This window comes from Halopseudomonas salina (genome assembly GCF_008641105.1).
The window spans coordinates 23,394-37,819 of the sequence record NZ_VTTI01000013.1 but is presented as its reverse complement, the minus strand read 5'-3'; the positions used below and the strand labels follow the sequence as shown (position 1 = coordinate 37,819).

Below are 14,426 nucleotides of genomic sequence, written 5' to 3'. Positions count from 1 at the left end.
CCTGCAGACATTATTGATCAGGATGAATCTAACATGAGTAATCCGACCGCCCCCGGTCCGCGCAACGGAATCCTGTCCCTGACCATCAAGGACAAGTCGGTTCTGTACGCGGCCTATATGCCTTTCGTGAAGCACGGTGGGCTTTTCATTCCGACCAACAAGAGCTATCGGCTCAGCGATGAGGTCTTCATGTTGCTCAACCTGATGGATGAGCCCGAGAAGATCCCGGTGGCTGGAAAGGTTATCTGGATCACACCAAAGGGCGCCCAGGGTAACCGGGCAGCGGGAATCGGCGTGCAGTTCAGTGATCAGGACAACACCGCGCGCAGCAAGATCGAAACCTACCTCGCTGGCGCACTCAAGTCCGACCGGCCCACCCATACGATGTAATCTGGGTTTCCATGCTGATTGACTCTCACTGCCATCTCGACCGTTTGGATCTCACCTCCCATGCAGGTTCACTTGATGCCGCGCTGGATGCGGCGCGGGCCAAAGGCGTGGGCAAGTTTCTCTGTATCGGCGTGGATGCTGCCAATGCCTCGGTGGTAAAGGGGCTGGCGGAGCGTTATTCCGATGTGTACTGCAGTGTGGGTGTGCATCCTCTGGATCTGGCCGATGCACAACTCACCGAGCTCGACTGGCTGATCGGGGAGCTTGATCACCCGCGGGTTGTTGCCATTGGCGAAACCGGCCTGGATTATCATTACCAGCCTGATATGGCGGAACAGCAGAAACGCTCTTTTCAGTGCCATCTGACAGCTGCCAGGCAGACCGGCAAGCCGGTGATCATTCACACTCGGGCAGCGCGGCAGGACACTCTGGATCTGCTACGCGAGGCCGATCTGGCTGAAACCGGCGTGTTGCACTGCTTTACCGAGGACTGGGATATGGCGCGCCAAGCGCTGGACCTCGGTTATTACATTTCCTTGTCGGGTATTGTCACCTTTCGCAATGCCGACGCACTTAGAGATGTAGCGCGCCGTGTACCCAATGATCGGCTGCTGGTTGAAACCGACTCTCCCTATCTGGCTCCGGTCCCCCATCGGGGCAAACCCAACGAGCCCCAGTTTGTCTGTGAGGTAGCCGCATTCGTGGCGGATATCCGCGGTGAGCCCCTCGACACACTATGGCAGAACACCACGGATAACTTTCATCGGCTGTTTCCTCTGGCCAGGTGATCTGGCGGTCAGACGCAAAAAAAACCCGAATACTGGGGGAAGTATCCGGGTCAAGACCATTAGGAGTGTTGCGAGGTCGGGCGTGGCCCAACCATTTCAGGCCTTGCGCCTGGGGGAGCGCGTCAACCTGATGTCTTCAGTATTGCCCAGATTCCGCAGTCCGCCAGCCCTTTGTTCCCCTTTCATAAACCGATTTGGAATACGCGCACGGCATTTTATCGTCAACTGTTGTTAGCTCGCGGTCGGGCAGTTTTTTTTGCTGTAACTATACTGTCACGGTCATGACTTAGTTTCCGGGAACCAACGACGATAAAAGGAAGTACATCATGCGTTTGAAACAGATGCTCGTACCTGCCGTAATCACCCTTGCCATGCCGTTTTCCGCCATTGCTGAAGAGCTGCGTTTGCTCACCTGGGGCGGTTATGCCCCCGAGGAAGTGATCAGCCAATTCGAAGAGCAAACCGGCATTGATGTGCAGGTAACCCTGTCCAACAACGAGGACATGATTTCCAAACTGCGTGCCACCGGCGGCTCGGGTTTTGATCTGGCGCAGCCCAGTCAGGATCGGATCACCAGTGCCCAGCAGGAATATCGGATCTACAAGCCGATGGACACCAGCAAAATAGACTCCTCCCTATTTATCCCCTCCATGCTGGCAGCCACCAAGGCCAACACCGAACTGGATGGTGACATCTATGCGGTCCCCCATGTGTGGGGCACAACGGGCCTGATTGTGCACGACAGTGTACGGGGTCAGGTGAACAGCTTCGCAGACCTGTGCAAGCCGGAATTGGCAGGCCGGGTCTCCTACCGCTTGCGTCGGCCAATGCTGATCGGTATGGCGTTCTCCATGGGCGAGGACCCCTTCGCGGCCTACGACGATCCCGTAGCCTATGAGGCAATGATGACGCGTGTGCAGGAAAAGCTGATTGCCTGCAAACCCAACGTGAAAACCTACTGGACCGGGGGTGACGAACTGATCAACCTGGTTGCATCAGGCGAAGTGGTTGCGGCCAAGGGCTGGGATGCAGGCGGCTGGAAGCTCCAGGCCGAGAATCCGGAAATCAGCTTTGTGGCGCCTGCCAGCGGTGCGCTGGGTTGGATCGATACCTTTGCATTGCCGCGTCGTGGGGCCAATGATGAAGCGGCCTACAAGTGGATCAACTTTGTTATGCAGCCCGAAATTGCGGCAATGATTACCCAGTCGGCGGGTAATTTCACCGCATCCCGGGGCGCTGAAGCCTTTGTCGATGCAAAGCTGAAAAACAGTTTCGAGAGCAGCTTCGACGAAGCGGCACTGGAGAATATCAAGTGGTATCCACCGGTTCCGCCGGGCCTGGAAACCATTGAAGGGCGTATTCTCGATCGCGTTAGCGCCGCGAACTGACATTGATTCCGGTCTTTTCGTCCGGCGCAATGCCGGGCGATCAGGATCCTTTGCAACGGAAATGCCATGCCTTTCACACCCGATACCCCCCTGGACCTTGAGTGCCACCAGCTGTACAAGGCGTTTGCCGGCCAGGCGGCGGTAGATAATATCTCCCTGAGTATTCCGGCCGGTTCCTTTTTCTCCATTCTGGGACCCTCGGGCTGCGGTAAAACAACGCTGCTGCGCATGCTTGCAGGCTTTGTCGAACCCGATCACGGGGACATCCGCATCAAGGGCCAGTCCATGCGGGGAGTACCGCCCAACAAGCGATCTCTGAATATGGTGTTCCAGCATCTGGCTCTGTTTCCGATGATGAGCGTCGCGGACAACATAGCCTACGGGCTGAAACGTCGCGGTGTTGCCAGGAAAGATATTGCCCGGCGGGTGAATGACGTACTCGAAAGGGTCGGGCTGCCCGACGTGGGGCAGCGCAAGCCGGACCAACTCTCCGGTGGGCAAAAGCAGCGCATTGCCATCGCCCGCTGTCTGGTGCTGGAGCCGGCGGTGTTATTGCTGGATGAACCCCTGGGCGCCCTGGATCTGAAGCTGCGCGAGCAGATGAAACTGGAGCTCAAGCAGCTGCAGCAGACCTTTGGCACCACCTTTGTCTATATCACCCACGACCAGTCCGAAGCCCTGGTCATGTCTGATCAGGTGGCCGTGATGAATAAGGGCCGCTTCGAGCAGGTAGCAAGCCCGCAAACCTTGTATTACGAGCCGGCCACCCCTTTTGTGGCGGGATTTGTTGGCGACTCAAACCGGCTTCAGGCACGTGTGGCGGCTCCGGGTCGGGTCACCCTGGCCAGTGGTCAGGCTATTCAAGCCACCGCTGCAGGAGCTCTGCCGATCAGTGTGGGCGACGCCGTTTCACTGTTTGTGCGGCCTGAAGGTATCAGCCCGTTTTTACCGGGTGAGACATGCCGGATGGACAACTGCCTGAATGCTCAGATCAATACACTGTTATTCGATGGCGCCAACAGTCGTATCAGTGCGACGGTGGAGCAGGGCGTCGGGCTGACCGTCCGGCTTCCCCAGACCCCGGAGTTTGCCAGGCTGAAACCGGGCGATCGTCTGCAGTTGGGCTGGATGAGTAGCCAGGCGCAGTATTTTGCGGCAGATGCTCCATGAGAGGGAACAAGGCATCACATGGCGGATTGGGCCTTGGTGTATTCCTGCTCATGTTGCCGTTGTTATTGTGGCTGTTGCTACTGATTGTGTTGCCGCATGTGGATATGGTGCTGGTGTCCCTGCGTGAACGTATCGGTTTTGCCGAGCATCGTTTCAGCTGGATGCATTACGAGCTGTTTTTCACCGAGTCGCTGTACTGGCGTACCTTCGTGCGTACTGCGTTTATTTCAATTTTTACCACGTTCCTGACGCTGGTTATTGCCTTTCCGGTGGCCTGGTACATTGCCAAGCTGGTGCGTGGTCGCAGGCGCTCGCTGCTGTTTCTGGCATGCCTGGTGCCTTTCTGGGTCAGCGAACTGGTGCGTACCTATGGATGGATGATCCTGCTGCGTGAAAGTGGCGTGATCAGCGGCTTGCTGCAGTGGAGCGGCCTGGCCGCCGGGCCGGTGGAGATGCTCTATAACGATGTGGCGATCATGGTCGGGTTGGTCTACGCCTCGATTCTGTTCATGCTGGTTCCCCTGGTGACCACGCTGGACAGCCTGGATGACAGTCTTGTGGAGGCGGCCTACGATCTGGGCGGCAATCATCTGAGCGTTGCGCGCAACATCGTCATCCCCCACGCTATGCCGGGTATTGTTTCCGGTTCGATCGTGGTGTTCATGCTTTCGGTAGGCAACTATCTCACGCCGGTACTGCTTGGTGGCAAGGACAGTATGTGGTTCACCGAGCAGATTTTTACCCAGTTTATTACCCGATTCAATTGGGAGCAGGGCGCCGCATTCGGTGTGCTGCTGCTGGTGCTGTCATCGCTGATTGTGTGGCTGGGCCTGAGGTTGAGCCGGCAATCCTTTGCGGAGACCATGCGATGATCGCCTCGTTACCGCTAACCCGACGATTTCGCTGGATCTATGCGGCCTATGTGCTGGTGTTCTTCATTTACCTGGCGGCACCGCTGATCGTTGTGGGCGTGTTTGCCTTCAATGACAGCAGCTTTCCGGCTCTGCCCTGGAAAGGCTTTACGCTCGATTGGTTTGTGGCCAATACCCCTGAGCGCACAGGGTTGTTCCATGATCGCGCCATTTTGCGCAGTGTTGGTACCAGCGCTCTGGTCGCCAGTTGTGTCACGGTGCTGGCTGTCAGCCTGGCCACACTCAATGCCTTTCTTTTTGAGCGCCACCGTTTCCCCGGCAAGAATCTGCTGTTCATTCTGATGCTGCTACCCCTGGTTATCCCGGGTGTGATTCTGGGTATATCCATTCTGATTTTTGCCAGTCGTATCGCCAACTATTTCGACTTCAATCACGATATTTTCCTGGATATGCTTAGGCCCGGGCTGCTGCTGGTGGTGTTGGGTCAATTTGCCTTCCTCAGCACCATCGCCACTCTGGTCATATCAGCGCGGTTGCGAACCTTCGACATACAGCTTGAAGAGGCCGCCCGTAATCTGGGTGCTTCACATCTGACTGCCGTTCTGACCGTCACCTTGCCGTTTCTGGCGCCGGCAATCATCGGCGCAGCGCTGATCTGTTTTCTGATGTCGTTCGAGAACTTCAATACCACGCTGATGCTGGTTGGCTCCGATGCGCCGCTGACCATCACGTTGTTCAGTCGCCTTCGCGAGGGCGCTACGCCGGTACTCAATGCTGTCTCTCTGTTGCTGATGCTTGGCTCGATGGTGCTTGCGCTGGTGGCTGTTCGTGTTCAAAAAAGGGCCTGACAGTCAGCTTTCAAGCAATCATGGGAATTTGGTCATCAAGTTGGCATAATGCCGATTTTGCCGGTAGGGAAGTGCATAATCGTCATGCAGAAAGAATCACGAAAGGTCCGCGAGTTTCGGCGTCGCGAGCAGGAAATACTCGATACCTCCCTGCGCCTGTTCCTTGAGCAGGGTGAAGACAGTGTGACGGTTGAAATGATCGCCGACGAAGTGGGTATCGGAAAGGGCACCATCTACAAGCACTTCAAATCCAAGGCTGAAATCTATCTGCGTCTGATGCTCGACTATGAACGCGATCTTGCCAGTCTCCTGCATTCCGAAAGCATCGAGCGAGACCGCGAAGCCCTTTCTCGCGACTATTTCGCCTTCCGCATGAGCGATCCGGAACGCTATCGTCTGTTTGATCGTCTGGAAGAAAAACTGGTCAAATCCAATCAGTTACCTGAACTTGTTGAAGAGTTGCACAAGATCCGCGCCTCCAACTTCAACCATCTGACCGGGGTTATTCAGGAACGTATTGATGATGGCAAACTGGAGAATGTGCCAGCCTACTTCCATTACTGCGCGGCCTGGGCTCTGGTGCACGGCGCCATGGCGATGTATCACTCACCGTTCTGGCAGGATGTGATCGAGGACAAGGAAGGATATATGCAGTTTCTGATGGATATAGGCGTGCGCATGGGCAACAAGTCCAAGCGCAAGAAGGAGCTGGAGTCGGCCGAAACATAGCAGCCCGGCGAATAGCCGGGCTGCTGTGGGAGATTGAAAGGTCAGGTTAACGAGGTGCCGCCGCCAGGGGTGGGGTTGCCCAATAACCGCAGCGATGATATCCGAGGAAGTTGAGGTTCGAACCACTGCCAGGGCTCGACACGTCCAGGGTATTGATTTGACCGGCGGATACTTGCGCCCAGTTGGGGGCTACACCGTCGGTGCTGTTGGGGTTGCCATCCTTGGCGAATTGGGCCCAGTAGCCCACCATGTCGCTGGCCAGTGCATCCAGTTCGTCTTTATCGCCCGTATAACGATCGCGCATCACCTGCTCCGGGTATAGAACATAGGGAATCTCGCCGGCGTGTGTTGCCCCCAGTGGGAAGCTCGCCGCAGGTACCAAAGTCCAGGGCGCATTTTCGTCGCGGAACCAGTACTGGTAGGTATTCATGTTGCTGTTCGCGAACGTGCTGGCCTGTGCATAGCTGTTGCAGGCGAAGTTGGAGTCGGTCCAGATCGCCGACAGTGCCAGCGATAGTCGATTTGCCCCGGTGGGGTACTCATTCAGATAGTAGGTGGCGATGGCATCGGCATCCAGGCCTGAATCTTCAAAAAGATCAGCGACGCGTGTGCGGTATTCGGCCTCGCCCAGGACATCAAGCGGGTCGCCTGTGAGTTCATCCAGAGCGACGAACAGGGTGCCTTCATCCTGGTTGCTGCCGATCATGATGTCCAGATCCTGATTGAATGAACCGGTGGCCAGCGCAGTTTGTATGCTCACAGGCAGCAGGTCGGTAGTTGGATCGGAGTTGGGAATGACCTGGGAGCCCTGCACAGCCAGGAAACTCATTGCCGGCAGAGCGCGCAGACAGGTTGCAGCCGTTGCCCCATCGGCACAGCCCAGCGCGGTGGCAGCGGTTTCGCCAGTCGCTTGCGCGTCAACCTTGCTTTGTTGGAAGGCGGCGTAGGAACCGCTTTGTACTATTGCGCGCTGGAACAGATTTTCCTCTTTGGCTCGTGGTGAAGCGATATGGCTCATCACGCTATGACCGCCAGCGGATTCACCAAAGATAGTGACATTGTTCGAATCGCCGCCAAAGGCAGCAGCGTTTTCCTTCACCCAGCGCAGCGCCTGTTGCTGGTCCATCAAGCCGAAGTTGCCTCCGTCTGACTCCAGGTTGGGGTGAGCGAGAAAGCCCAGCAAACCAAGACGGTAGTTCAGGGTAACGACGATAACGTCTTCTTTCACCAGTCGAGTTGGATCATATTCACCACCGCCATTGCCGAATACGAAAGCCCCGCCATGAAGCCATACCATTACAGGAAGATTCTCGCCGGACTCGGGCGCATACACATTGAGATAGAGACAATCTTCATTTCCGGCCGGCGCTCTGACAGCGAGATCGATCTGAACACAGCTGCTACCGAAGGCGTCGCTCAACTGCAGTGTTTCCGACCGGTCCTCCGCTGGCACTGTTGGCGCAAATCGTAGTTCACCAACCGGCGGTTCAGCATAGGGTATGCCGCGGAATACGCGGATACCTTCCACACCCTCGAGTGTGACGCCCTTGATAGCCCCCTCGGTAGTAGTGACAGTTAGGGGGTCGGGGGTAGCCACTGCTTCACTACCACCGCCACCTCCAGAGAGGCAGCCGGTAAGGGTTACGGCGAAAACGGCGGCGGCGAGCCCTGTCCGGCAAAAGCCGGCAAAAGGGAGGCTGGATCGATTCATTGTTTTATCCACTCAGATTGGTTTGTTCTAATTCGAAATATGGCTCGAGTCGAGTTAAAACGATAAATCAATCACACCGCAGGCGCGAAACGTATACGGGTGATCCTACCTTGAGGTTTTTCGTAGTAGACTGCAGGGTCGACTCGTCACCCCCCCCCTCCAACGGAGAAGTCATGTCTGCCCAGTCGTTCCCCGTCAGTTACATAGAACCCGTCTTCCGTCCCCCCAGTGAAGCCCATTCGCTGATCCTGCCGGTTACCAATGGCTGCTCCTGGAATCAGTGCACATTTTGTGAAATGTACACAGATGAGCAGAAGAAATTCCGTGCGCGGGATGAGAAACAGGTGCTTGAAGAGATACGGCGCAGCGGCGAACAGTTGATTGTTCAGCGCGTCTTCCTGGCAGACGGGGATGCCATGGTGCTTCCCACGCGCCGGCTGTTGACCATTCTTGAAGCTATACGTGAGCACATGCCGACGGTGGAGCGTGTGACTTCCTACTGCCTGCCGCGCAATCTCAAGCGTAAATCGGTCGAGGAACTCAGAGAGCTGCGTGAGGCCGGATTGGCCATGCTCTATGTGGGCGCCGAATCAGGAGATGATCAGGTGCTTGAGCGCGTCAACAAGGGGGAAACCTACGAGTCCACCGAGCAGGCACTGACCAAGGCTGGGGAGGCTGGCATCCTGCGTTCGGTGATGATTCTCAATGGTCTGGGCGGAAAGAGCTTGAGCGAGCAGCACGCGCGCAACTCTGCCAGACTGATGAATGCAACTCAGCCTGAATTTGTTTCGACGCTAGTGGTCAGTTTTCCTCAGGGGATGGAACGCTATCGTGATCGCTTTCCCGATTTCGAACCCCTGGACCAGCAGAGTCTGTTTCTTGAATTGCAACAGTTTATCCAGGAGCTCGACTTGCGCGACAGCGTCTTTCGCAGTGACCATGCTTCCAACGCTCTGGTGCTCAAGGGCACGCTGGGGGCGGACAAGGAGCGAATACTGGAGCAGGTGAAGAACGCCATCGAGCGGCCCGAGCGGGCGCGTTTGCGACCGGAGTGGATGCGCGGTCTGTAATAGGCTCCATTGAGCCACCAGGTAACATGCCGAGGAAATCAGGATGCGCTGGACAGCAATAGCCATTTTACTCACCGCCCTGTTGGCACTGACCGGCTGCGTCAAGCCGTCCGACATGCAGAAAACCGCGCGTTACCATTTGGGTGACGCAGGGTTGATGGATAATTACACCATCACCCGACAGGCCAACTGGAGCCTGCAATCCGACTCCAGTCTGTTTATTGCCCAGGGGCATTTCGTCCCGGTGGGCCATCCCTATGCACGTCCGAATGTTGTCGCCGAGGAAACCTTTGCCGCGGCAGTACAGGTGTTTCCCCTGATGCGTCGTGCGGAGACACCATTGGGATTGGAAGAGGCCCTGGATCAGGCATACGTCCATGGCATGGACTATCTTCTGTACACCCGCTTTGCCAGTGCCGAAGATCAGGTCGGAGACCGTGAACACTGGGAAGATTCCCGTCGCCTGGGTGATGTTGGTGTTGATCGCGCCACCCTGCATCTGATTCTGATGGAAACGGCTACGCGCCGGATGATCGATCATGCCGTTGTCGCTACGCGCGGCGGTTTCCTGCAATTTTACCAGTCCGAGCCAACGGATCTGCTGCGTCCGCCGCTGGAAGACTACACCCGGCAATTGCTCGGCCGTTGAATAGAGGTAACACCATGACCCGACGACCACCACCGCACCAGTCGCTGCTCGACAGCATCCCCGGCGCCAATTCGACCCGTCGCCCGCAACCGGCTCCGGTTGATCAGTGGGATCCGCCGGTCAGTGGCGAAATGGATCTGCAGATTACCCGCGATGGCACCTGGTACCACGAGGGTGATCCAATCAGTCGCAAGGCTTTGGTGCAGTTATTTGCCAGCATTCTGCGTCTTGACGACGATGGCCGTTATTATCTGGTGACGCCCGTCGAGCGCTGGGCTATTCAGGTCGATGACGCGCCATTTGTGGCCACCCTGCTCAACGTGGAAGGTGAGGGCGAGAGTCAGAAGCTGACATTCACTACCAACCTTGAAGATACAGTCGAAGTAGGAAGTGACAATCCGATTCGCGTCGAGCTCGATGCAGGCACTCAGGAGCCCTCACCCTACGTGCTGGTGCGGCGCAATCTGGAGGCACTGATCGGACGCAATGTTTTCTATCAACTGGTCGAGCTGGCCGTTGAGCGCGAGCACCAGGGCACACTTTGTCTGGGCGTCTGGAGCAACGGATGCTTCTTTCCGATAGACGGCAACCGCGCCTGATATTTCCCCGAAATCCTCGCCGGCCGGTCTGGTCGGCGCTCCCCGGCCACGTCCTTTCTGGCTCTCTTCAAGTCAAGCGGAAAAAGTACTTTTTTGTGGTCTGCCAGATATTGATATTTACCATATCTGGGTCTAGGATTGCTCGCTATGCACAACAAGTAGTGTTTCTTCCCCGTAAACTCCCAGGCGCCATTGGGCGTTGACAACGTGGTTTTACGGGGTGTAGCCGAGTATTTCAGGAGATAATAATGAACCAGACAGCCAAGGTGCAGCGCCTGCACAACACGGTCACCGACATCCCGATGCAGCCAGCCTCCGAGGATATCTGGGATACCAAGTACCGGTTGAAAACCAAGGATGGGGTAGCGATCGATTCGACCGTCGACGAGACCTATCAGCGCGTTGCCCGGGCTATTGCCGATGTGGAAGAGCCCTCTGTACGTGAGCACTGGTACGAGCAGTTCCTCTGGGCGTTGCGTCATGGCGCGATACCCGCCGGCCGTATCACGTCCAATGCTGGCGCTCTGGAGCACAAGCCCGCTACCTCGACAATTAACTGCACGGTATCGGCTACTATCGGCGACTCCATGGACGACATCCTGTCCAAGCTGCACGAGGCAGGCCTGACGCTCAAGGCGGGTTGCGGTATCGGTTACGAGTTTTCCACACTGCGGCCCAAGGGCGCATACGTCTCCGGCGCCGGTGCGTACACCTCCGGCCCTCTGTCGTTCATGGATATCTACGACAAGATGTGCTTCACCGTTTCCTCCGCCGGTGGCCGCCGCGGTGCCCAGATGGCGACCTTCGATGTTGGCCATCCTGATGTCATGGACTTTATCCGCGCCAAGCGTGAAGGTGGTCGGCTGCGTCAGTTCAATCTGTCGCTGTTGATTACTGAAGATTTCATGCAGGCAGTGGCCGACGATGCCGATTGGAAACTGTCCTTTCCGCTGACCCAGTCTGAGGTCGATGCGGATGGTCTGGATCTGGCCAATGATGATCAGGTGATCTGGCGTGAGCTACCCGCCACCCAGCGTTACCTGACCCGCGAAGATGGTCGTGTGGCCTGTCGGGTGTCCAAGGTGCTGAAGGCGCGTCGGATCTGGGACATGATCATGACCTCGACCTACGACTTCGCCGAGCCCGGCTTCATCCTGATCGACCGCGTCAATCAGATGAACAACAACTGGTTCTGTGAAGAGATCCGCGCTACCAACCCCTGTGGTGAGCAGCCTCTGCCGCCCCATGGCGCCTGCCTGCTGGGTTCGATCAACCTGACCCTGTTTGTGCGCGATCCCTTCACCGAGAAGGCCCGCTTTGACTGGGATGAATACCGCAAAGTGGTAGATGTCTTTACCCGCATGCTCGACAACGTGGTCGAGATCAACGGCCTGCCTCTGGAAGAGCAACGTGCGGAGATTTTCCGCAAGCGCCGTCACGGCATGGGCTTTCTGGGCCTGGGTTCAACCATGACCATGTTGTGCATGAAATATGGCGAGCCCAAGTCGCTGGACTTTACCGAGCAGGTCTCCAAGGAGATGGCGGTGCAGGGCTGGCGCACAGCGCTGCAGCTGAGTGAAGAAAAGGGCGCAGCCCCGATCATGGATGAAGAGTTCACCGTGACTGAAGCCATGCTGGTCAAGCGTCCGGAAATGCGCGCCGACGGCATCAAGGCCGGTGACAGTCTCAAGGGCAAGATTCTTTGGGCGAAATACAGCCGTTACATGCAGCAGATTGCCGGTGAAGATGCGGAGCTGGTTGCCGCCTTGAGCGAGAAGGGCGCACGTTTTACCCACCACAGCTCGATTGCGCCCACGGGCACGATTTCCCTGTCGCTGGCCAATAACGCGTCCAATGGAATCGAGCCAAGCTTCGCCCACCACTACTTCCGTAACGTGATTCGCGCAAACAAGAAGTCCAAGGAAAAGGTCGACGTGTTCAGCTTCGAGTTGCTGGCTTACCGTCACTTCGTCAATGCCGATGCATTGCCGAGCATGGAGGCGGGTACCCGCAACCTGCCCGACTATTTTATCGCCGCTGACGACGTCAAGCCGACCGAGCACGTGGATGTGCAGGCCGCAGCGCAGAAGTGGGTGGACTCGTCCATCTCCAAGACGGCCAACGTACCGACCGATTATCCCTATGAAGATTTCAAGGATATCTACCGCTACGCGTTCGAGAAGGGCCTCAAGGGCTGCACCACTTTCCGCTTCAACCCCGAAGCCTTCCAGGGCGTTCTGGTCAAGGAGCAGGATCTGGCTAACACCACTTACCGCTTCAAGCTAGAAGACGGCAGTTTTGTTGAGGCCAAGGGCGGTGACGAGATCGAGTATGACGGCGAGATGCACAGCGCAGCGAACCTCTACGACGCCTTGAAAGAAGGCTATTACGGTAAGTTCTGACACATCGGAGCCCCGTGCGCGGCTCCCCGCTAACGAACAGTAAAGAGCCCGGCCAGAGCCGGGTGAGGATCAGGAAATGGCATTGAAGATAAGCAGCAAGATTGTCGACTACGCGGTAGTCAAACCCGATGAGCCAGTTGCCCCACTGGAGGTGATCGCGGCGCCTGACGAGCAACTGGAAGAGATGCACGAGAAGCTCAAGCGTCCCGAGTTTCTGGAAGGCTCGACCTATAAGATCAAGACGCCGACGTCCGAGCACGCGATCTACGTCACCATTAATGATGTTATTCTCAACCACGGCAGCGATCATGAAATTCGCCGACCCTTCGAGATTTTCATCAACTCCAAGAACATGGAGCACTACCAGTGGATTTCAGCCCTCACGCTGATTATCTCTGCCGTTTTTCGCAAGGGTGGTGATTGCACCTTCCTGGTGGAAGAGCTGCGTAGTGTGTTCGACCCCAAGGGTGGTTACATGAAGCGCGGGGGTCGCTGGATGCCCTCGCTGGTCGCCGAGATCGGTGATGTGCTCGAGCAGCACCTGACGCGCATCGGCATGATGACCAACGAGATGGACGAGCATCAGCGTGCTTACCTCGAACAGAAGCGGGCCGAGTTTGTCAGCCTCAAGCCCCAGGGCCAGGCTGCTTCCGATTGTGACGACAGCACCGAGTCCTACCCGCCTGGCGCACAGATGTGCGGCAAGTGCCACACACAGGCGGCAGTGCAAATGGATGGCTGTCTGACCTGCCTCAATTGTGGTGATAGCAAGTGCGGTTGAGCCCTTTCGTGTCCTGACCCGATCATTGGCATAACCTGATCGAGACTAGTCTAAAGCCCCTTTCCAGGGGCTTTTTGCTATCTGATTCAGCTGTTTTCAGAAATATTCAGATGCATGCCGGCTACAGGTATTCGAACTTCTCCCCCAACAGGGGGGTGAAGTTACGCCTTCTGCGCGCCTAGGATCGACAGTGCCCCGTGATCCGACGGTGGCTTCAGCAGGAGGCGATCCATGCCCAGTATCCAGATCAACGATACGACTATTCACTATCTGCGAACCGGCGTTGCGGGCGGTCCGCGACTGCTTCTCAGCCATTCACTGTTCTTTGATCTGAGCATGTTCGAGCCTCTGATCGAGCTGCTCAAGGATCGCTTTGAGATTGTTGCCTACGACCACCGGGGCCAGGGCGCCAGTGGCCGTAAGGGCGCGCTGGACATGGACAATCTGACCCGCGATGCAGCTGCGTTGATCGCGGCCCTGGATTTTGGTCCGTGCCAAGTCGCAGGCAACTCCATGGGCGGCTTTGTCGCCTTGCGCCTGGCTGCGCGGTATCCGCATCTGGTGGCCGGGTGCATCGTGATGGGCAGCAGCGCGGATCTGGAGCACAAGCTGGCTGCCTTCGAGCCCTTGGTCGAGGATCTGGCGCGTAATGGACCAGCTGACCATATCGATACCCTGATGCATATCATGTTTGGCGACGACATTTTTTCGGACCCAGCCCGCGAGCCGCTGTTAGCCCATTGGCGCAGCAAGATGCTTGATCTGGATACTGGCATCGGTGCAGCCGCCCGGGGTGTTATCCATCGCCAGAGTGTTCTGCCAGAGATTGCCTTGCTGGAGGTGCCTCTGCTGGTGCTGGCTGGTGAGCAGGATCACGCCTATTCAATAGAACTTTCCCAGCAAATTGTGGATACCAGCGGACACGGTGACATGTACGTGATTCCCGGTGCCGGGCATTCGGTAGCGCTTGAGGCGCCAGAGGCAGTTGCTCAGCGTATTGGTGACTTTGCCGAAGCCTGAACAGACCCA

The 14,426-nt window shown here is 56.9% G+C and carries 14 protein-coding genes; 13 read left to right on the top strand and 1 reads right to left on the bottom strand.

Going from position 1 to position 14,426, the window contains the following annotated elements; genetic code table 11:
- Positions 1-33 precede the first annotated feature (33 nt).
- The 7 genes from FZF01_RS17120 to FZF01_RS17090 all read left to right on the top strand — a co-directional run bounded on the left by FZF01_RS17120 (position 34) and on the right by FZF01_RS17090 (position 6,185).
- Positions 34-390 carry a PilZ domain-containing protein gene (locus FZF01_RS17120; protein WP_150276793.1) on the top strand — a complete coding sequence of 119 codons (357 nt, stop codon included), beginning with the start codon at positions 34-36 and terminating at the stop codon, positions 388-390.
- 11 nt (positions 391-401) lie between these two features.
- A complete protein-coding gene (locus FZF01_RS17115; RefSeq protein ID WP_150276794.1) occupies positions 402-1,178 on the top strand; it encodes a TatD family hydrolase in 777 nt (258 codons plus the stop codon).
- 326 nt (positions 1,179-1,504) lie between these two features.
- Positions 1,505-2,566, top strand: coding sequence for an extracellular solute-binding protein (locus FZF01_RS17110; RefSeq protein ID WP_150276795.1), 1,062 nt, complete (start codon positions 1,505-1,507; stop codon positions 2,564-2,566).
- Between the two features lie 66 nt (positions 2,567-2,632).
- Positions 2,633-3,736 carry an ABC transporter ATP-binding protein gene (locus FZF01_RS17105; protein ID WP_150276796.1) on the top strand — a complete coding sequence of 368 codons (1,104 nt, stop codon included), beginning with the start codon at positions 2,633-2,635 and terminating at the stop codon, positions 3,734-3,736.
- A complete protein-coding gene (locus FZF01_RS17100) occupies positions 3,733-4,608 on the top strand; it encodes an ABC transporter permease (protein ID WP_150276797.1) in 876 nt (291 codons plus the stop codon). The genes FZF01_RS17105 and FZF01_RS17100 overlap by 4 nt, the downstream gene beginning before the upstream one ends.
- Complete coding sequence (locus tag FZF01_RS17095) at positions 4,605-5,456, top strand: ABC transporter permease (RefSeq protein ID WP_150276798.1); 852 nt, start codon at positions 4,605-4,607, stop codon at positions 5,454-5,456. The genes FZF01_RS17100 and FZF01_RS17095 overlap by 4 nt, the downstream gene beginning before the upstream one ends.
- Before the next feature lie 84 nt (positions 5,457-5,540).
- Positions 5,541-6,185 (top strand): TetR/AcrR family transcriptional regulator, encoded by a 645-nt coding sequence (locus FZF01_RS17090; RefSeq protein WP_150276799.1) that lies wholly within the window; start codon positions 5,541-5,543, stop codon positions 6,183-6,185.
- Between the two features lie 46 nt (positions 6,186-6,231).
- Here FZF01_RS17090 and FZF01_RS17085 read toward each other — a convergent pair whose 3' ends face one another.
- Positions 6,232-7,896 carry a carboxylesterase/lipase family protein gene (locus FZF01_RS17085; protein WP_150276800.1) on the bottom strand — a complete coding sequence of 555 codons (1,665 nt, stop codon included), beginning with the start codon at positions 7,894-7,896 and terminating at the stop codon, positions 6,232-6,234.
- A gap of 173 nt (positions 7,897-8,069) precedes the next feature.
- On the opposite strand from FZF01_RS17085, the gene FZF01_RS17080 reads away from it, so the two are divergent.
- The 6 genes from FZF01_RS17080 (at position 8,070) to FZF01_RS17055 (ending at position 14,417) form a co-directional block, all read left to right on the top strand.
- Positions 8,070-8,966 carry a radical SAM protein gene (locus FZF01_RS17080; RefSeq protein ID WP_150276801.1) on the top strand — a complete coding sequence of 299 codons (897 nt, stop codon included), beginning with the start codon at positions 8,070-8,072 and terminating at the stop codon, positions 8,964-8,966.
- 43 nt (positions 8,967-9,009) lie between these two features.
- A complete protein-coding gene (locus FZF01_RS17075) occupies positions 9,010-9,615 on the top strand; it encodes a DUF4823 domain-containing protein (RefSeq protein ID WP_150276802.1) in 606 nt (201 codons plus the stop codon).
- Positions 9,616-9,629: 14 nt separating this feature from the next.
- The gene (locus tag FZF01_RS17070; protein ID WP_150276803.1) at positions 9,630-10,214 is read left to right on the top strand and encodes a DUF1285 domain-containing protein; all 585 of its coding nucleotides are present in this window, start codon (positions 9,630-9,632) and stop codon (positions 10,212-10,214) included.
- Between the two features lie 248 nt (positions 10,215-10,462).
- The gene (locus FZF01_RS17065; RefSeq protein ID WP_150276804.1) at positions 10,463-12,616 is read left to right on the top strand and encodes an adenosylcobalamin-dependent ribonucleoside-diphosphate reductase; all 2,154 of its coding nucleotides are present in this window, start codon (positions 10,463-10,465) and stop codon (positions 12,614-12,616) included.
- 76 nt (positions 12,617-12,692) lie between these two features.
- Positions 12,693-13,397 (top strand): TSCPD domain-containing protein, encoded by a 705-nt coding sequence (locus FZF01_RS17060; RefSeq protein ID WP_150276805.1) that lies wholly within the window; start codon positions 12,693-12,695, stop codon positions 13,395-13,397.
- Between the two features lie 231 nt (positions 13,398-13,628).
- On the top strand, positions 13,629-14,417 hold the full coding sequence (locus FZF01_RS17055; protein ID WP_150276806.1) for an alpha/beta fold hydrolase: 789 nt from the start codon (positions 13,629-13,631) through the stop codon (positions 14,415-14,417).
- Positions 14,418-14,426: the final 9 nt, after the last annotated feature.